Raw genomic sequence first — 20453 nt, forward strand, 5'->3', positions numbered from 1 at the left:
AAGCTAAAATCTATAGGTCAATCCTGCTCTAAACGTTATCGGTAATTGAATTGTATTGTCTTCAGCTAAGAAATCGTACAGGATATAGATTTCGTATCCGAAATCCGAATCTCCGGAACTGTTATAACCTAAGCCTCCATAGATATGGTCTTTTCTTACTCCGATTGTTTCGAGCTTGTTGTTTGAGGTAAGGTAGCCGGTCAGTTCTCGTGTCCATGCAGACTCGTATTCTCCATGAACAAAGAAAAGTTTGAAGAATTTTAGGCGGGTAAAAAGTCCTGCTCCAACGTCATGAATCGAAAGTTTCAATATTTCGCCATTATCAAATCTTGCATTGGTATATGAATAAGAAATCCTGGGACCTACAGACCAAAAGGATTTAATCTTATAACCTGCCATTGGAGAAAGAGATATATTAAACACTTGACCTGGTGCATTATTCGAAAGGTATGCACTGCTAAAACTCAATCCCAGGCCTCCTCCGAACCATACTTTTTCCTGCCAATCAAAGCTTTTGGATTTTGACTTTTCTTTGCTCAATTGCTTCTTACTTTTCTGCGCATTTGCAGGTAGACAGAATAAAATACTTACGCCTGCAATAAGAATTGCTACCCTAAATATTTTATTGATATGTAAATGCCTGATAATCAATAACATAAAAAAATTATAAATTTAAATAATCTTAAAATAAAAATGAATGCAAATTTAATTTTCAAAAATTGAGTATTTTCGCATTTGCTAACTTTATTTCAGAAAATTAACAAAAATCTTTATGCACAAAAGTTCCTTTTTTCTATTATTTCTGATCCTCTTGGGAGTTCAATTGAATGCCCAGAAGTTTTTTCCACTTCCACCAATGACACAATCCCAGGTTGAAGTTGATAAAGTTTTCAGAGGTGCAAAAATGTTCTCTATTAACGTTTCTGATATCCAGAAAAGTTTACAAAGAAGGGGAAATCAGCAGAAACTTCATCTAGATTTTGATGGGCTGGTATGGGATTTGGATTTATTTGAATTTGACATGATGTCTTCCGATTATAAGTTGCTTATTGGCAAGGATGGGGGAGTAGATGTTAGGAAGAAAGATCCTAATTTGAAATTTTACAGAGGTTACAATAGAAGTTCTGACAATGGTGTAGCTTTCATAGCTGTTTCAAATGGTTTCTTATTAGGCTCCGTTAGACATGAAGGAAAATTATATTTGATCGAGCCAGCTCGTTATACTGCTGGGAGTGCCGAGGATAATCAATTTTTAGTTTATTCTGAGGAAATGGTTATTCCTCATGAAAATGTGTCTTGCGCCTATGACATGTACAAGTCAGAAATGGACAAGCATCGTGATTTTGGTGATGAACATGCTGGGAGAAGAGCTGGATGTGTTAGTGTGGAAGCAGCACTTGCGAATGACATGACCATTTTTACATGGCAAGGAAATAATTCTACAAATGTGGAGAACTGGTGTTCAGGTATTCTGGCTTTGGTGGAGACGAATTATGATACAGAATTTTCTACTGATGTAGAAATGTCAGTTTCTGCTATTTATGTAGCTACTAGTTCTGGGTCTGACCCTTGGAATTCTGTGAATAATATAAATACGCACCTGAACACTCATCTCAGTTGGGCAAACGGTGGAGGATATGGTGGGGCAAGCTATGATTTTGCAACTGCATGGACAAGAAAGTATACTTCCGGAGCTGTTGGTTTGGCTTGGGTAGCAGTCGTTTGTACTTCGAATCGATATAATGTATGCAGTGCATACACTACGGCTTCAGGCACTTTACGTCAACTTCAAGCTCATGAAGTTGGCCATAATTTTGGAGCTGGACACGACGCAAGTGGTAGCCCATATATAATGGCTCCTGCAGTAAACGGTTCTAGTACCTGGTCTTCAGCTTCAATTACAGATATTGATAATCACATTAATAGCAGGTGGTGCTTGGACCCTTGCAGCTCAGGGACACCTCCAACGGCTGGTTTTTCAGCTGATCCAAAGATCGGATGTGCACCTTTGAAAGTAACTTTCAGAGATTTATCTATTGGCGCTCCAACTAGCTGGTTGTGGACATTTGACGGTGGATCTCCTGCAACTTCAACTGCTCAAAATCCTGTTGTTACTTACTCCACAGGTGGATTATACAGTGTAACTTTAAAAGTGACTAATGGATATGGAGATGATGAGACTACTTTTACTGATTACATTCAAGTTTATGATGCAGTAGTTCCTTATTTTGAAGAAACTATCGATGGTAGGACGGTTTATTTCAATAATCAATCTTTGTTTGGAGACACATACAGATGGGAGTTTGGCGATAACACTTATTCTAATGAAGAGCATCCGGTACATGATTACCTCAAAGACGGTACATACACAGTTAAACTTAAGGTAACTAATTTTTGTGGTACCAAAGAGTATGTGAAAAAAATTATCATCGTGACACCACCGGTGCCTGATTTTGAAGCAGATACTATTTATGGTTGCACACCTCTGACAATTAGATTTAAAAATCTCTCTTCAAACAATGTAACAAGATACGAGTGGGATTTTCCTGGAGGAGAACCAAATTTTTCTACCTTACAAAATCCCGTAATAACCTATAAATATTCTGATTCATTCTCTGTAAAGTTGACTGTAGTCAATACGAATTATACCGTAAGTAAGTATCGTAAAAATTATATATATGTAGATACAATACCGAAGTCGGCATTTGACTTTAACCCTACCGGCTTGAATGTTAATTTTATTGAGAATGGAAAGCGCGGCAAGAATTATAAATGGGATTTTGGTGATGGTGGTACATCAATTTTAAAGAACCCAGACTATACTTATTCTGCTTCCGGGACTTATCGTGTACGCTTGATTACCGCAAATTCTTGTGGAAGTGATACAAGTTATCAAAATGTCACAGTGACTAATGGTTTATATTCTGTGTTTGAGTCCAACGACAATAATTCATGTGCTCCTGCTACTGTACATTTTACTAACAAATCCCCAGGTGCTACTGCTTTCAAATGGACATTCCCAGGAGGAATTCCTTCCAGCAGTACCGATCCAAATCCTACTATTCTATACCAAAATGCAGGCAATTATAATGTTTCTTTAGAAGTGAGCGATGGTGTGGATTCGAAATTGTCTGCCCAACAAGATTTTGTAAAAATTAAAGCTTCTCCTGTATCATCGTTCAACTTTTCAGTGAAAGCTTATAAAGTTAGCTTCAATGACTTATCCACTGGTGCTAGTTCATATGAGTGGGCTTTTGGAGACCAAACCTTTAGCAATTTAGCAAATCCTACACATGAGTACGGTGCAGAAGGAGAGTATCAGGTTTCTCTTAAAGTAACAAATGAATGCGGTACACATACTTACAACGAGATTGTGGCCGTTTATCTCGTGCCAAAAGTTGATTTCTCTTCTAATACTATTAGCGTATGTGCTGGAAAAGAAGTTCAGTTTAATGATAAATCTTCCAGAGATGTAGTGGATTGGTCTTGGCAGTTTGGTGGTGGCGTACCTGCATTGTCAACCGAAAAAAATCCAAGTGTCACTTACTGGAAAGCCGGTTTGTACACAGTTAAACTTGCTGTAAAAAATTCAAACGGAACAAATTCAGTTACAAAACCAACTACATCAAAGTTCTATCTCCAATTCGTTGCCCAGAATACTCTTCTGAGTATAAAGAATCTGGTGATGTTGATGGAGATCCAATTGTTGATGCTAAACCAAGGGAAGTTCTATCTAACCGCTGGTCGATTGTACCAAATCCAAATTTCGGAAATTTTAATATTAGTTCTGAAGCTTCTGTAAAAGGAAATGTCGAATTTGAAATATATGATTTGTTTGGAAAGTTGGTGTATAAAAACCAAATTTCAGATCAAAATCAGGTATCAATTGATCAGGAGCAACTTTCTGGAGGCACTTATCTGCTAAAAATTAAACATGGTTCTGAAGTCAGTATCCATAAAGTCTTTGTTCAGAAATAAAAAAATAGTCTAGGAAATACAAAAAGAGGAGTCCAATTGCGGACTCCTTTTTTTTTTAGGCTGCACAAGAGATATTGGCTTTTTTATCATCTGCAAAATAAAAATACTGGTTAACATAATATAAATTATAGGACAATAGCAAGGCCTGTAATTTAAAGTGCCTGTAAATTCAGATATGAATAGGCCATTATAGCAGTTTTTACATTTACTGATCAAATTCTGCTTACCAGACAGCAGGACCGCTGGTTTATATAATATTAGTGTTCAAACAGAAATGATTTTTTCGTCAAGCCTGGAAAATCGTTTAAATTTAATTTAAGCAAAGTCAGATGATGGTACTTGGTCAATGCCTCTTTAAAAATTTCGGAAATTTGTATTTCCCATTGCTGCGTACTAATTTGTAAAGGAAAGATAACACTTGACGACTTGGCACAATGGTGGAGGTAGATAATTTCATTCTGATTTGGTGATTCAAAACTGTCAAAATTTTGATTAACATAATATGTGATTTTTTTAACGCCAAGATCGGCAACATGTTTTACAAGCGGCTCTAATTCAAAATCATTAATCTGGTGTATTATTGGACCTATTTCGGCAATGACAGGAATTCCCTTTGTGGAAAGAGAATAAATCATCTTAAGGACAGCCTGAACAGGGAGCATTTCTTTTGAAATCATCTTACGAGTTGTCTCTTTAAGAGAGCAAATTTGAATTCTAACTGCAATGAGCTTTTTTAGTTGTAAAGCAGAAATACAATCTATAATTGAGGTAGATATCATCGATTTTACTTCCAGGATTACAGGATGTCGATAATATAGACATAGTTGAAGTATGTCAGTCAACTGCGATGTTGACATTTGTTTTTCGGAGTAAATTATTTCCAATGGCTCAACGTGATAATTTGGAGATCTCCACTTTTGTTTTAAATTCATAAGTGTTTGAGAATCAATATTTTCAATTCTTTTATGATCCATAGAGCCTTTGTCCGGCATGTCATAAGTACATTTTTTATTCCGTTGGATGGTAGTTACAATCGGCATTGGCAATTCATTTGGAAATAAAAGAGTCGGTTTTATTGACATATAATGCTGAATTATTCGACAAATATATTATAAATTTCTAAAATATGTAACTCATCTTTAGACATAAATTAAATTAAATATGATTTGCGTTGATTACTAATGAATTAGTGCGTATTTTTGCGTAAATCTATACAGGGATGGGAATCTGGAATTCGATTAAAAATTTATTTAGTAGTAAAAACACTGATTATGTCCCTGATTTAGGCAGCAATCCGGTAAAGCGTACACAGGTGAAAGAGGAGCAGTCCCCTACCCCTGTGCGTACTTTCGATTCAAAAGCTGATAGTTTCTATACAAAAGAATTCTCACTGGAATCAGAGAAAGTATCGGAGTCAGGGTTCAACGGTAAAGAAGCGGTTGAAAAAGTGAAAAACTTTGTGACTGAAACCGGCAAAGAAGTCAAAGAACAAGGAGAATATTTATTTGGTTTGGCAAAGGATAAATTAGACCAGTTAGACGAAAGCACTCAAGATTTTAGAAATCAGGCCAAAGCAAAAGCTAATGAGGTAGTTGAAAAAGTAGATGATTTCATTGATAAAACCATCGAAAAAGGCAAAGAAATGGATGCCAAAGAAGCTGAGAAAGATATAGATAAAGATGGATTTGCAGATAAACCAATAAATTTTGGAGACAAGTTAAGCGAAAAGCACAGTGATTTTTTTGACAAGGCTGAGAAGTTTATTAAAAATCATGAAGCTACTCCTGAAAAAATCGACAATACAAAGACTCAGGCTCAAGATCGATTGGAATTACCTAAAGAATAATCTGTTCAAAATCAAAATTAACAATAATGGGTATTAAGAATTTTTTTAGCGGTTTATTTGGAAAAGCAAAGGAAACTGCTTCTACTGTAGTTGACAAAGCCGAAGAAATGGCTGACAAGGCTGCTGAAGAAATAAAAGAAACAAGCGCTGAGCTGAAAGAAAAAACAATTGAAGGTTATAACAAAGCCAAAGACTGGACAAAGGAAGCAGTTGAGGAAGTGAAAGAAACCGGAAATGAATTGAAAGACAAAACCATGGAAGGTTACAACAAAGCTAAAGAATGGACCAAGGAAGCAGTCGAAGAGGTTAAAGAAACTACAAGTGAGACAGTGGATAAGGTTCAGCAATCCGATATTTACAAAAAAGCCTCAGGATATGTGGATAAAGCAGTAGATTCGGCTTCTCAAATGGGTGCAAATATTGTAAACGAGGGTAAAGAATTTGTTTCTTCTGCTGAAGAAAAGATGAATCAGGTTACTGACTCCATAAAAGAAAAATCCACTCAACTTATGGATAATGTGAAAGATAAATTCTCAGATGTTGCTGACGAGGAATCTGCAAAATCTCAAAACAACGAGGAATCCAAAACGGATTCTAATTCATAATATTTTGAGTTAAATTTTAATTCACTAAAGTAAGCTCAATGATTGCTTGACATTTTATTTTTGAGCTTACTTTTATTATTTTGTGAGGATACTTTGGAGATTTGCAGGAGAGTAACTGATTGATTTCAACACCTTGTTATCTTCTGTTCGATATAATATAAATTTCCCTTCTTTTGGTTTTAAATAACCATCTGTATTTTTTTCGATCTTGTACCAGCTGAGACTTGCCTCTGCATCTTTTTGATCTGGACATGCCTTGCTCATGTTTGATCTTTGAACTTCAGTAAACATTTCAGCAAATTTTTCTCCCAAACCAAATTCCAGAATGGCACCCGAAAGTACATACTGCAAATCGCAAAATGCATCTGCCGCTGCAACAATATCATTCGCTTGAATCGCTTCTTTCAATTCATTCAGTTCTTCCTGGAGCAATGAGACCCTCAGCTCACATCTTTTTACATCCGGAATTTGAGGAGTAGTTTGCACAGGTAAATCAAATAAATGATGAAAATCCGCAACACTATTAAGTGCTTGTGCTTCAGCAAAAATTATTTCATTCATAATTAATAAAAAAAAGCCACAAAAAAAAATGTGGCTTTAGTATTTTGAATTTAGTTTACATTTTTTCTAAGCGAGCTTTGTAAAGATTGGACTTTTCAAAATTGCCTTTTCTAGCATAAATTTCTTTCAATGCAATTATTGTATTCTTGTCTGACGGATCTATTTTTTCAGCTTTCTCAAGATAAGGTAAAGCTTGATCAAAAATAGCACCCATTTCTGCAACTTTCTCTTTATACTTTTTAGTACCTTCAGCAGTATAATCTGAAGATAGCTTATTTACTTCTTTCCCAACTTGTGCAGCTTTGTTGTAATGGAGTGCACCTAAACTATATACAGCAATAAAATTATTCGGTTCTTTGGTCAATGCATCGTTATAATGATTTATTGCTTCAGCCATATACTCATTCGCTTTAGCTGCATCATTTGCCTCCCAAGCTTTCTGACAAAGATTGTCATAAACGTTTCCTAATGTATTATAAATCGATACATTGTTTGGTTCGATCTCTTTAGCTTTTTTCAGCTTATCAATCAATTCAGTAAGTTTTCCTTTCTGAAGGAAAAGATTGATTTCAGAAAATAGTAGATTGTTGTCGTTAGGAAACTTTGTTCTTCCCTCAGCTAAAACTTCTTCTGCTTTTGTGTCTTCCTTTGTGGATTGATAATATTCGAATAATCCCTGATAAATGGTTGCTCCTGAACCATTTTTATCATTGAAATTTCTTTTTTTCAACTCTTCCAAATATGGGACTGAAGCAGCTCGGTTGCTGATATTCATGCCTGCAAGTGCCGTGATATACAATTGATTCTGGTAATCATCTGCTTGGTTAAACACCGATTTCATACCATTGTCTTGTAACATTTTGTCTATTTTTAAAACCGCTTCAAAACAGTTGAATGCATTTTCGTAGCCGTTCTCGTTTTTACCGTTGGAAAAATTATTGTATCCAAAACTTTGTAAATACGCTGAAGTCTCTTGTAATGCTTTCAAGGCATCTTTAGTTTCGAAACCTTTTACTGCCGTTTCTTTTGCTTTGATGAATGATTGATATGCCTTCCAAGCAGCTAGAGGATCTTTTAATTTATACTTGTTTTGTAGTGTTTGCATAGAAGCGTTTTCGATAGCACTTAATGCATTGTAGACATTGCCACGCACCATCCATGTTTTATGTTGTGTGGTCACTGCAGGGTCCATATATACTGCATCGATGATTTTTTGAGCTTCGCTGAGTTTTCCAGCACTATTGACTTGATCTAACTGGTATAAACCATAGAGCTTGTCTGCTTTCTTGACATCTTTTTCTGGTTCTTGAGCGAAGGCTATTGATAAGCCAAGAAACATGATTAAACTGACTAAAAAAGTATTTTTCATTCTGTATGATTATGATAGTTTAAAACTTTTGTTCTGGGGAAAAAATTCAAAAAGGAATTTGAATTTTGGTTAAAATAATTTTAATTATTCTTCAGAATCTTCGATTTCACCTTCAATAATTTCAAATTGATCTGCCTTTGGATCGTCTTCATCCCTTTTAACGACAGCCACATCGCCTATATTGTCACCTTCATCCAGTCTTATCAATCGAACGCCTTGTGTTGCCCGTCCCATTATGCGAAGTGTGTCTAATGCCATTCTGATCATTACCCCATTGGTTGTGGTGATCATTAGATCATCAGTATCATGCACTGATTTGATGGCAACCAATTGTCCGGTTTTGTCAGTGATGTTTATTGTTTTAACACCCTTGCCTCCTCTATTCGTGACGCGATAGTCATCAAGAAGCGATTTTTTACCATTTCCTTTTTCAGAGACTACAAGAATTGAAATGTCCTTGTCTTCAGGATCGACACATACAAGCCCAATAACGCAATCATCAATACTAGAATTCAGTTGAATTCCCTTGACGCCTGCTGCACTCCTACCCATAGGTCTGACTGTTGATTCTGGAAAGCGAATCGCCCGGCCAAATTTATTGGCAATCAGAATTTCATTATTTCCATTAGTAAGTTTGACCTCCATGAGCTGATCTCCTTCATTAATTGAGATGGCAATGATACCATTTGCTCTCGGGCGGCTAAAATCTTCCAAGGATGATTTTTTAATAATTCCTCTTTTTGTACAAAATACGACATAATGATTATCCAGAAACTCCTTATCTTCTAGGTTTTTGATATTGATATATGCTCTGACTCTATCCTCTTTTGGAAGGTTAACAAGATTTTGAATGGCACGACCTAATGAAGTTTTTGCCGCTTCAGGTATTTCAAAGACACGCAACCAATAACATTTGCCTAGTTCTGTAAATAAAAGCAAATAATTGTGATTGGAAGCAATGAACATATGTTCGATAAAGTCTTCATCTTTTGTTTTACTTCCTGCCGAACCTCTACCTCCTCTACTTTGGATACGGTATTCACTAGTTTTTGTTCGTTTGATATATCCTTGGTGTGAGATAGTCACAACAACCTCGTCATTCGCAATAATATCCTCAATATTAATATCTCCATCGACATGTGTAATTTCAGTCTTTCTCGCATCGCCAAATTTGTCAATAATGGTTTGAAGTTCTGTTTTGATGATATCTTTTTGAATGTTTCTATCACCAAGAATTTCTTCCAATCGTTTGATTTCAGCTATTAATTCATCATACTCTTCTTTCAGTTTTTCTCTTTCCAGGCCTGTTAGTTTTTGCAATCGCATGTCTAAGATTGCTTTTGCTTGAATTTCCGAAAACTCAAATTTAGAAACAAGGCCTTCTTTTGCATCTTCAACTGTGCGTGATGCACGAATAAGTGCTATGATCTCATCCAGAAAGTCAAGAGCCTTCAGGAGGCCTTCAAGGATATGTGCTTTATCTTGGGCTTGCTTGAGCAAATAGTTAGTCCGACGTACGATGACTTCTAACCTAAACTGTATAAATTCAGTAATCAGATCTTTAAGTCCCAATGTTTTAGGACGACCCTTGACCAACGCAATATTGTTGATCCCGTACGATGTTTGCAACGAGGTATATTTGAATAAGTTGCTGAGTACAACAGAGCCAATTGCATCTTTCTTGAGTTCGATCACTATTCTTACGCCTGTCCGGTCAGATTCGTCTCTGACGTCAGAGATTCCTGTAATTTTGTCTTCATTGACTAACTCGGCAATTTTCTCTATGAGAATTGCTTTATTGACCTGAAATGGAATCTCAGAAACGATAATCGATTCGCGATTGGATTCAGTAACGATTTCAGCCCTCGCCCTGACGATACATTTTCCTCTACCTGTATGATAGGCTTCTTTTATTCCTGATGTGCCATAAATAATTCCTCCAGTTGGAAAGTCAGGGGCGGGAATAAATTCCATCAATTCGTCTACTGTTATGTCTTCATTAGCCAAGCTTGCTATCACAGCACCGCATACTTCGCTAAGATTATGAGGCAACATATTTGTAGCCATACCTACAGCAATTCCTGTAGATCCATTGATCAGCAAATTGGGCAATTTGGCAGGCAATACAGTGGGCTCCTCTAACGAATCGTCAAAATTGAATCTAAAATCGACAGTATCTTTGTCGATATCATCCATAAGTTCATCTGAAAGTCGTGAAAGTCTTACTTCGGTATATCGCATGGCTGCAGGCGAATCTCCATCCATTGATCCAAAGTTACCCTGACCATCTACGAGTTTATAGCGCATGGACCAATCTTGAGCCATTCTAACCATAGCATCATAAACTGATGAATCCCCATGAGGATGATACTTTCCAAGTACCTCCCCTACGATTCTAGCAGACTTCTTGTATGGTCTGTTATAAGCAAGCCCAAGCTCGCTCATTCCATAAAGAACTCTTCGGTGTACAGGCTTTAATCCATCTCTCACATCGGGCAATGCTCTTGCCACAATGACGGACATGGAATAGTCAATATATGACGTCTTTAACTGGTCTTCAATCTGAACAGGTATAATGCGATCTTGCATAAAATCATCCTTTTCTAAAAAGCTCACAAAAATACAAAAAAGTACCCGAATCTGGTAAAATATAGCCATGAAAATCTATAAATATTTGATTGATTTTCTGTGTTTTATAATGATTTCTTAATAATAGCAACGAAAAACCATTTCCACATCCGAAATATTATCTTTGAGCCATAAAAGGTATGCAAACTGTAAGACCATATAAGGATTCTACAGATTCAAAATCTGAACAGGTGGAACGTATGTTCGATCGCATTGCGCCTACTTATGATTTCCTAAACTCCTTGCTCAGCGTAGGTATTGATCATTATTGGAGGAAAAGGGCAATCCGAGAATTAGCTCCTGTAACGGATAATTTAAATATCTTAGACGTAGCAACAGGTACTGGAGTTCTAAGTTTTCAAACATTGAAATCTTACCCGAAGGCGCAGATCACAGGCATTGACATCGCCGACAAAATGTTGGACGTTGGCAGGGTAAGATCTACAAAATCCGGACTTGATTCAAACCTCAAGTTTTTAAAGGCGGATTCATTGAATTTACCTTTTGAGGCGAATACTTTCGATCGCACGATGGTTGCTTTTGGAGTGAGAAATTTTGAAAATCTGGATAAAGGCCTAATGGAAATGTACCGCGTATTAAAGCCAGGAGCGAAATGTGTAGTGCTTGAATTTTCTAAACCCCGCACATGGCCTATCAAACCTCTTTTTGGATTTTATTTTCAAAATATCCTCCCTCTAATTGGAAGAATATTGTCAAAGGATCCTGCAGCTTACCAATATTTATTTCAATCTGTGCAACAGTTTCCTGATTTTGACCGTTTCGTAGACACTATGGCTCAAGCGGGCTTTAAAAATTGCCGATTTCAATCATTGACCTTTGGAATATGTTGTTTATATACAGGAACCAAATAATTGTTTTTTTACTGACCATCTGTATCACTTCCATGCTGTCTGCGCAGTCGAGCTACAAAAGTTACAATTATTTGGGATTTAAGAAAAAAAACCACTATTTTGGGTTGACGGTTGCTTACAATCAAAGCGGCTTCAAAATTGAACACTCAAAACGATTTATCCAAAACCCGGTTTACAAAATTAATGAAGGCATCAGTAATCCTGGATTAACATTAAGCATGGTCAATAATTTTAAAATTGGAGATTATTTTGACTTCAGATTATTGCCATCAGTTTCGCTTTCATACCGTAAAATAAATTATACCTTTATCGCATCAGGAGAGCAAAAAACAGACCTGATTGAATCAGTATTTGGGGAATTACCTATGTTAATTCGTTTCACTAGCGCCCCATATAAAGACAAGCGGTTTTATGTGTTGGCCGGAGTAAAATATTCATATGATTTTTCTTCAAATAGTCGATCTGATAAAAACAAGTTTGAAATAATAAGGATTTCTCCCCATGACTTTCAAGTAGAGGTTGGAATAGGAATGCAATTCTATATGCCGTTCTTTATTTTCTCTCCTGAATTCAAGTTTTCTCACGGGCTTGGAAATCTCTTGATTTATGACAAAAACCTTGTTGAATCAACGATTATCGAAAAATTATTTTCAAAAATAATTACTTTCAGTTTCCATTTTGAGGGTTAAGCCAGTTTTCTTTTTCCTTTACAATTGCCTCAAATAATTTAATGAACTCTTCATTCAGAAATTCAGAATGAAGTATAATTTCCGGTATTGTTTTTGTGAAATCCACATCGAACTTTGCTTTCCGGTTCATTCGATCCAATACGAATTTCATCTCATCCAAATTTGAATATCTCCTGAGCCACCTGTCTTCAACAATTTTTAAAATGAACAATTGAATTGAATCTGGAAGTTTGCTGGCATTTTGTTTTAGCATTTTATAAACTAGATCACTAAATATCTCATAAGGTATAGTGTAAAAATGTGACCAGTTTTTTGCCAGAAAATAATCCAGAATAATATCTAAAGCGACAGGTGCATATCTACCCACAGCCGGTTTGAAAATGGGTAGCATAGTTTTGTAAGATTCATGCGCATCACAAAATGCATCCAATTTTCTGTGAAAAACTACTCCGGCTTTAATATCCTGATCCAGTGCATCTATCTGTTTCAACGAGAGTAGATCTGCTGTTAGATTTCCTAGAGTTATGCTTGTAGCCGGAAATGTTAGAGAAATGTGACCCAGGTAATTCAATATTATTTTCTTGATGAAGCCAAAATAAATTATGCGTCTTGTTTAATATTTGCAATTCTCTAACAAAAAAGAATAATTTGAAGTTTACCTTTGCCCAAAATTTAAAATATGGGTTTGCAATGTGGAATCGTGGGCTTGCCAAATGTCGGTAAATCAACTTTGTTTAATGCGTTAACATCAGCTGGTGCTTTAGCTGCCAATTACCCATTTGCGACCAAAGATCCAAATGTTGGAGTAATTCTAGTGCCTGATTATCGCTTGCAAGAGTTAGCAGCTATTGCGCTGCCACAGAGAGTAGTCCCTACAACTGTTGATATCGTCGATATAGCCGGTCTAATCAAAGGAGCATCTAAAGGGGAAGGCCTGGGAAATCAATTTTTGGCTAATATTCGAGAAGTGGATGCAATCATCCACGTTGTAAGAGCTTTTGATAATGACAATGTGATTCATGTGGATGGCTCTGTGGATCCCATTCGCGACAAGGAAATTGTAGATATGGAGCTGCTACTCAAGGATTTGGAATCTCTGGATAAAAAGCTCGACAAGTTGAGAAAACAAGCAAAAGGAGGTGATAAAGAAATCCTTCGTGAAATCGACTTCTTGGATTCTCTGAAGGTAAAAATGGAAACTGGTGTTCCGGCCAGAACATTTATAGTAGACGATGAATCGAACAAATTTATTCAATCAGCACAGCTGCTCACCGGCAAACCAATCGTATATGTTTGTAATGTTGATGAACAATCAGTGAATACTGGCAATGATCATACAAGAAATTTTGAGAATGCTGTTAAGAATGAAAATGCAAAAATTATTTTAATCTGTGCGGGGATTGAAGCGGAGATTTCTGAATTACCCGAGGCAGAGAGAAGTGATTTTTTTGTTGAGATGGGACTAAAAGAACCAGGTACGCATAAAATAACAAGAGCAGCTTATGAGTTATTGAACTTGATTACTTATTTTACGGTTGGTGAAAAAGAAGTGAGAGCCTGGACTATTGAGAAAGGTCATAAGGCTCCACAAGCAGCAGGAGTGATTCATACTGATTTTGAGAAGGGTTTTATTCGTGCAGAGGTAATACAGTACCATGATTTTATACATTATAAATCAGAATCAGCTTGTCGTTCTGCCGGAAAATTATCAACTGAAGGTAAAGAGTATGTAGTCAAGGATGGCGATATCATGCATTTCCTTTTCAATGTGTAGATGACAATTTCAATAAATAGGCTTTTTATTCTTTTATTTTTAGCTTTATTTTCTTGCTTTAACTTTAAAGCATATTCGCAGTATTTTAAGTCTGCTGCCGGGATTCGGATCAGTGATAACTGGGGAGTTTCTATTGTTCAAATCTTGACAAAGCGCTGGACCGCAGAAATGTTACTTCAACCTGATCCAGTAGAAGACTTTGTTAAGTCCAATTTGCTGATCAGACACCATCTACCTCTCATTACACGAAGATTCAACTTATATTTGGGTGCCGGTCTAAATTTTAGGCTTGGAAAATCAGAAGTAGATTTCGCCAAAACAATTGGTGCGTCAGGAATAGGCGGTCTTGAACTGAAACTAGGTCGATTATTAATTTCGTATGATGTTGTTCCTGAAATTCCACTGCATGCGAGCAGTGATTATCTCAGCTTGCAAACCGGATTGAGCCTCAGATATATTCTGATCAAAGCGAACAAAAAAAAATGGAATTGGAAAAAGTTTAAATTTGAATAAACTTCAATTTTAAGTTAAAAAAAAAAAGGAAAGCCTGTAAAACAAGCTTTCCATTGCGTTCGTTTTTTCATTCGTTTCAATAATCAGGCAAACTTTCTGCAAGTTGAAAATAGGAGGAAAAAAAATCTCCGACTAAGTTTACTTTGCAGGACTATAAATCATACTTCTTGATTTACTCTTCTCCCCTACCTGAAGTCTATAATAATACAGCCCGACACTTGCAAAAAGGTCTTTATCAAGATTTACTATATTACTTCCTTTGACAGCTTCGATTGGTTTTCTGAATACTATCTGACCTGTGGAGTTATAAACCTCTAATAATGCAGTTGTCTCAATTGAGATAATAAATTCTATTTGGGTAGACTGATCAAATGGGTTTGGTATGTTCTGCTTCAAGCTGAAATCTATATTTTTTCCATCCTGATTGTCAAACAAATAATTTATTTGAACAGATCCAATTTCGTTGTTTTCGTCACTTGTCTCTCTCAATGTTATCTTGTCACTAGCATTTAATCCGGCTGAGATGAGATCTCCTGAAATTTTTGATTGCATATCTATATAAAACAAGATATCTCCACTCTTGAGCTTTAATGGTTCGACTGAATTCCAACTCATTGTAGCCAAACCAGAGCTATGAAATTCAAGATTGATATTTTGCTCTTGAAGTTCAAATTTTTCACCAATGAAACTCTTTACATCAATAACTTGATTGTCCCATTCTAAAGTAAATTGAACAGAATTAAGAGTGGCATTACCTACGGCATAAACAGGAATTTGATGGGCAGAGCCGCTTGCTAAACTCACATTTTCTATCCCCATTTTCAGTCCAACTATACTTCTGGAGTATGCATTTGTGAATCCATTTGGCAGTGCAGAATAGTTCAAGTCGCCCATTTTTATTCCTCTGAATTTGGCATCTCCTTGAAAATTAATTAAATTGACTTTTTGTTCAGAAACAAAATCATATGGGTTAGTGGGATCAGGAAAGTCAGTTTTCTCAGGCATAAATTTCCAAGATGGAGACTTCTGAAATTGTGGAATTGCTCCCAATATCAATTTCCTAATTTCACTCAAGTCACTTGCTGTAATTGTCTTTGTGTTATTGACATCCGCGGCAATAAGTAAGTATGGAGAATTCAGTGATTCCTTACCAAGAATGTGTTTCTGTATCTTGACAATATCAGCTGTAGTTACCCCATTTAAAGGGTCATCATTTTTATTAGCCTTGACATAGTAATTGTCTGAATAATTTAGTGCTGTAAAAGCATAGTCTCCCTGTTTTTTGTTAATTATACTTTGCAACAAATTACTGTTTTCATACAATTCCAATTGAACCGGATGGATGCTTGCATCGCTTTGTGTTTTGGTAAATCCGGTTATAACTACGTTATTGGAAGTTGGATCTGGACATATATCATTATTGTCTTGGACATTAATTACAGTTTTGCAAAAATCGCTATTTCCTTCCAAATCCATAACATAGACTTCAACATCAACATAAATATTGTTTGCTGCTTTTGCCTTTATAAAATCCTCACAACACAAACGGATAAATGGTTTTAACGTATCACCATTGAAATAAAATCTAAGATTTTCATTTGGAGTACAGTTGTCATAACTACCTCTGTCCAGATCTTTTGCCCAAATATCAACACAGCCTGTTGTCGGCATCGGAACAGTAATGATGCCATTCAGACAATATGGTGTTGGAGCTTTGCAATCTTTAACTTGAAATACAGTATCGATTTTACGGATATTTCCACAACCATCTTCCAAAAAGAATTGGATTCGGTGTTTGCCTATTGGGTACGTTCCGCTCGCATCAAAAGCTTTATCAGCATCATCAGCATAAGGGTTGTTGGAGTGATTTGCATGATAACCTCTGTTGTATTGATTTCTTGATAAAGTACCAACTCCGTATTCAAAAATACCATCGTTATACAAATCAAGTTTGTATTCATAAAAAATATCTCCAGTCACAGTGCATGTATCTGAAGCATCAACATTTATGGTAAGATGTCCCGAACAAGTTGATCTCCCATTCTGTTTGAACGCTGGTTCGCAATCTCCCAAAACAACATGGCCATCAGGAGATATGGTATCTCGTACTTTAATGACTTGCACAATTTCCCACCTACCCTTTTCTGTGTCTACCAATGGATCATACTGACACCAATCCACTATTTTCCAAGTACGTAGGATTTTGAAACATGCATTTTCAGCTATGTCAAATTTTTCATCTGAATAATCAATAGAAATCAAAGCACAAGCACTGTGTGATCTTGGATCTACTGAAGGCCTACCAAGAACAGGATTATCAGGACTTAGATTTGCGCCACATCCTTGGAGTATCACTTCGTTGAGGTCGCAATCCCATATCAAATCATCTTCTGTATCACAATAATCATTTCCATTTACAAAAAACGGATCACAATTTACTACCCATATGGTCTGAGTAGATTTGATTAAAATATTATTTGGACCCCGTACCAGAAAATGTCTCAGTACTTTGCCTTCTCCACATTGTCTTCTATCCTCAACTTCTATGCTAGGCATGATTTCACAGGCTGCTATTGAATAGCCATCATACCCCCAAACAATATCATATTTATTATCTGGATGGTTGACATCATACAAATTATTATACGCTTCGCAAGCTATATTTGATGCAGGATTTAAATGTGGAGGTATTCCGGAGATATATCCTGGATAACCAGTATATGGATTTTCGACACAAAAGTTCGAACATACGATATCCTTTGTGCTCAGCTTTGTTCTTTTCGATAAATCTGTTACAATCTTACCAAAAGTTGTATTATTTGGATTTTCCAATTCTTTCAAATCAAACCAAAACTCACAACTCACCACCACATCTGCTGGAGGCACAATAGTAGGAACCGCCTTGTTCTGAACTTCTACTTCAATCATGCAATCGCTAAAATGTCCAAATAAGTATCCACCTTGTTCCATATCTGAAGGTTTCACCGGACCTGACAGAGTACTTACATCAAAAACCCTGAAGACAACCATAATTGTTTTGCCAACGTCATCACAACAGAACTTGACATAATCATCAAAATAAATTTGATTGCCCTTTTCAGTGAGATCATCATCGCCATTCACACCATCGCAATTGAGTAAATTGTCATCCGAGCTACCGTTATTTGTTCCAAGCAATTCATCCATACGGATAGCTTTGAAATATACGTGTGGAGAACAGTTGTCAAAAGATCCATCATCAAAAGAAGATACATTGATTTTGACATAATTTGTGCCTGGAACGATTGCATTGGTGAGACTCACTGTTGTCCTTTTTTCGCATACTGCCACCGGTGGTACATCATCAACAACGTCAAGTAAAAATTCCTTCCTTGATATATTTCCACAACAATCTTCAGCTACAATATATGCTGTCTGGAATCCAAATGGTAGATTGAAAAGTATATATCCAGCACTATCGCTACCAATGATATCGCCTGATTCTAATTCAACAGTATAATGCAATTCTTTTGAGCAATTGTCTGCCAGCCAAGGTTCTGGTAGTTTTATTTTACCCTTACATTCCCATATGTCAGTCGATACAGTTATGCTTGAAGGATACAATATTGACGGACCTTTTGTGTCCATCACTTTGATCAGTTGATTCTCTCTTCGAATGGTAGAGCTGCACCAATCTACCATTATCCATTCTCTAATTATTTTATAACAAGGTGGTTCTTCAGCAGTACAATTTGTGGTACTTAACGGTATCTCTGTATCCGAAAAGCTGATATTGATATTTCTGCAAGATCCAATATTTGGCTTACCTGTTCCTCGCCACATAACCCAGGTATTTGCAGTACTCCAACATTCTGCATCTGGATGAACCGGATAATATACATCGTCCGGACTCGGATGACCAGCAAACGAGCCAAAGCCAATAATATTCCAACCTAATACACGGGGTTGTCGTTGACCACTCAAATCATTTCCCGGAATTCCACCAGTTCCAACCCAAACAGCAGAATCTAATAAATAACCGTCAACACACAAAGGGTAATCTAATAAATGACTGCTAAAATTAAAATTATTGTGCAATCCTTCATCACAATTGAGTGGTTGGGGATTAAGTTCCAATCCATCAAAATTTAGAGGAATTGCAATATCTCCAACATTACCAAGACCTACAAATATTCTCTGTGTACATGATGATTTATTTCCAAATTGGTCACTTGCTATCCATTCTCTTTCTATGATTTCGCTGTAGCCCAAATTGCATGATCCCAAGGTAGATCTATCCTTATAAACTAAAGTAAAAGTGGAACAATTTTCTCTTACTAAAGGAGTACCAGTGAATATGGGTAAAGTCTGAGCTAAGCAGCCAAAATTTAATGTGATGTCAGATGGACAGCTTAATACAGGAGCAAACTTATCTTCAACACTAATGGATCCCCAACAACTATTTCCTGTTGCCGGATCTAAAATAGTTACCATAAAATTTTTTCCGACTTGATCAACTCCAAGCTGAGGCCAAGCTGTCATAGGATCGATATCAATCAGTTGATTGGTTTTCCAGTCACGAACTTCCACTATAAAATCTCCAGGAGAACATCCTTGCGAATAATCGTCTTCCAGAATCATATCTGGTAGAACGCTAGCAACACAGTTTTCATCAAGACTTACTTGCACTAGGTCATCACATGCCAATTCACCATTGGGGAGATCCACATATATACCAAACTCTCCAAAAGCCATTCCATTCGCTGATACTGGAGAATATACTCTAATAGTCGTGAGTAAGCAACTTGGGTTTGTTGTATAAAATCCAAAATATTTAGCACCTGAAGTACCACTGACCGGAATGATACCGGAACTCGTTCCATCATTTGCTATAGCTTGAATATTAAAAACATCAAATCGCTTGGGCTCTACATACAAATAGAATGCTCTGGTGCCCGCAGGCAATGTAATTGCCCTAACAGCTGTGGATGTATAATAAACATCCCCGGTATATCCATGCGACCATGTCAACCAACCCTGACCTATGCGTACGTGATGAAAATCAACGTCAAATCGAATCTCGGCAGGACAAGCGCCACCAACGGGTACAAAGTTTACCAGGCCGTCTAAGGGTCTTGTATCCGGACTAAATGGTATCATTGGAAACCCGCCAAGAGATCCAGGAGGAGCGTTGGTACCTGGACTGCCATCAAAAACAATCCCGGCTTCAGATTTAACTGATATAATTAAACAAAAAATGATCATAAATGTACGCAATACATGATTGCGCACAAAACTGCTGCGTTTTTTCATACGAACGGTATTTAGCAAGAGAGATATAACTATTTATACCGTTTTGAGTGGGGGGTTATTAAAAAACGCTTCGAGTTAAAGTTATAAATATTTCGAATCCTTCACTATCGAAGAATTTCTCAAGGGCAAAGCTAAATCACAGGTCCAATTTTAAGCTCAAATTGTAAACATATTTTTTTCATCCATAAATACTTTTATTAATTTATGAATATCTACAATACATAATAATTACAATTAAAGAATTTTACACCTACCTGACAAATTTCATTCTATCATAGAGCATTTGTCATTTCATTTCAATTTACTTGTAGATTCACGTTCATATT

At 36.5% G+C, this 20453-nt stretch carries 14 protein-coding genes; 7 read left to right on the forward strand and 7 right to left on the reverse strand.

Translation table 11 applies throughout. The annotated features are described in order from the left end of the window. Positions 1–3: 3 nt before the first annotated feature. Positions 4–657 (reverse strand): hypothetical protein, encoded by a 654-nt coding sequence (locus tag IPI99_11145; protein MBK7341074.1) that lies wholly within the window; start codon positions 655–657, stop codon positions 4–6. A gap of 115 nt (positions 658–772) precedes the next feature. On the opposite strand from IPI99_11145, the gene IPI99_11150 reads away from it, so the two are divergent. Further along, the gene (locus tag IPI99_11150; protein MBK7341075.1) at positions 773–3802 is read left to right on the forward strand and encodes a PKD domain-containing protein; all 3030 of its coding nucleotides are present in this window, start codon (positions 773–775) and stop codon (positions 3800–3802) included. A 433-nt stretch (positions 3803–4235) separates the two neighbouring features. Here IPI99_11150 and IPI99_11155 read toward each other — a convergent pair whose 3' ends face one another. Beyond that, entirely contained in the window at positions 4236–5018 is a 783-nt protein-coding gene (locus tag IPI99_11155) for a hypothetical protein (GenBank protein MBK7341076.1), read from the reverse strand. 179 nt (positions 5019–5197) lie between these two features. On the opposite strand from IPI99_11155, the gene IPI99_11160 reads away from it, so the two are divergent. After that, on the forward strand, positions 5198–5824 hold the full coding sequence (locus IPI99_11160) for a hypothetical protein (protein ID MBK7341077.1): 627 nt from the start codon (positions 5198–5200) through the stop codon (positions 5822–5824). Positions 5825–5850: 26 nt separating this feature from the next. Further along, the gene (locus IPI99_11165) at positions 5851–6429 is read left to right on the forward strand and encodes a hypothetical protein (GenBank protein ID MBK7341078.1); all 579 of its coding nucleotides are present in this window, start codon (positions 5851–5853) and stop codon (positions 6427–6429) included. A gap of 75 nt (positions 6430–6504) precedes the next feature. On the opposite strand, the gene IPI99_11170 is transcribed toward IPI99_11165, so the two are convergent. The 3 genes from IPI99_11170 to gyrA form a co-directional block, all read right to left on the reverse strand. Beyond that, positions 6505–6990, reverse strand: coding sequence for a nucleoside triphosphate pyrophosphohydrolase family protein (locus tag IPI99_11170; GenBank protein ID MBK7341079.1), 486 nt, complete (start codon positions 6988–6990; stop codon positions 6505–6507). Positions 6991–7045: 55 nt separating this feature from the next. After that, the gene (locus IPI99_11175) at positions 7046–8359 is read right to left on the reverse strand and encodes a tetratricopeptide repeat protein (GenBank protein ID MBK7341080.1); all 1314 of its coding nucleotides are present in this window, start codon (positions 8357–8359) and stop codon (positions 7046–7048) included. An 84-nt stretch (positions 8360–8443) separates the two neighbouring features. Continuing rightward, positions 8444–10948, reverse strand: coding sequence for a DNA gyrase subunit A (gyrA, locus tag IPI99_11180; GenBank protein MBK7341081.1), 2505 nt, complete (start codon positions 10946–10948; stop codon positions 8444–8446). 179 nt (positions 10949–11127) lie between these two features. On the opposite strand from gyrA, the gene ubiE reads away from it, so the two are divergent. Together ubiE and IPI99_11190 are read left to right on the forward strand one after the other, a co-directional pair. Continuing rightward, a complete protein-coding gene (ubiE, locus tag IPI99_11185; protein ID MBK7341082.1) occupies positions 11128–11859 on the forward strand; it encodes a bifunctional demethylmenaquinone methyltransferase/2-methoxy-6-polyprenyl-1,4-benzoquinol methylase UbiE in 732 nt (243 codons plus the stop codon). A gap of 32 nt (positions 11860–11891) precedes the next feature. Continuing rightward, positions 11892–12548 (forward strand): outer membrane beta-barrel protein, encoded by a 657-nt coding sequence (locus tag IPI99_11190; protein MBK7341083.1) that lies wholly within the window; start codon positions 11892–11894, stop codon positions 12546–12548. Here the strand turns inward: IPI99_11190 and IPI99_11195 are convergent. Then, positions 12526–13038, reverse strand: a complete 513-nt coding sequence (locus tag IPI99_11195) for a DUF479 domain-containing protein (GenBank protein ID MBK7341084.1) — start codon at positions 13036–13038, stop codon at positions 12526–12528. The genes IPI99_11190 and IPI99_11195 overlap by 23 nt on opposite strands. A gap of 195 nt (positions 13039–13233) precedes the next feature. Between IPI99_11195 and ychF the strand changes: the two genes are divergently transcribed. Then, entirely contained in the window at positions 13234–14322 is a 1089-nt protein-coding gene (ychF, locus tag IPI99_11200; GenBank protein ID MBK7341085.1) for a redox-regulated ATPase YchF, read from the forward strand. After that, complete coding sequence (locus IPI99_11205; protein MBK7341086.1) at positions 14323–14835, forward strand: hypothetical protein; 513 nt, start codon at positions 14323–14325, stop codon at positions 14833–14835. Positions 14836–14973: 138 nt separating this feature from the next. On the opposite strand, the gene IPI99_11210 is transcribed toward IPI99_11205, so the two are convergent. Further along, positions 14974–20127, reverse strand: coding sequence for a T9SS type A sorting domain-containing protein (locus IPI99_11210; GenBank protein ID MBK7341087.1), 5154 nt, complete (start codon positions 20125–20127; stop codon positions 14974–14976). Between the last annotated feature and the right edge of the window lie 326 nt (positions 20128–20453).

The sequence above is a fragment of the Saprospiraceae bacterium genome, assembly GCA_016710235.1.
Lineage (GTDB): Bacteria > Bacteroidota > Bacteroidia > Chitinophagales > Saprospiraceae > Vicinibacter.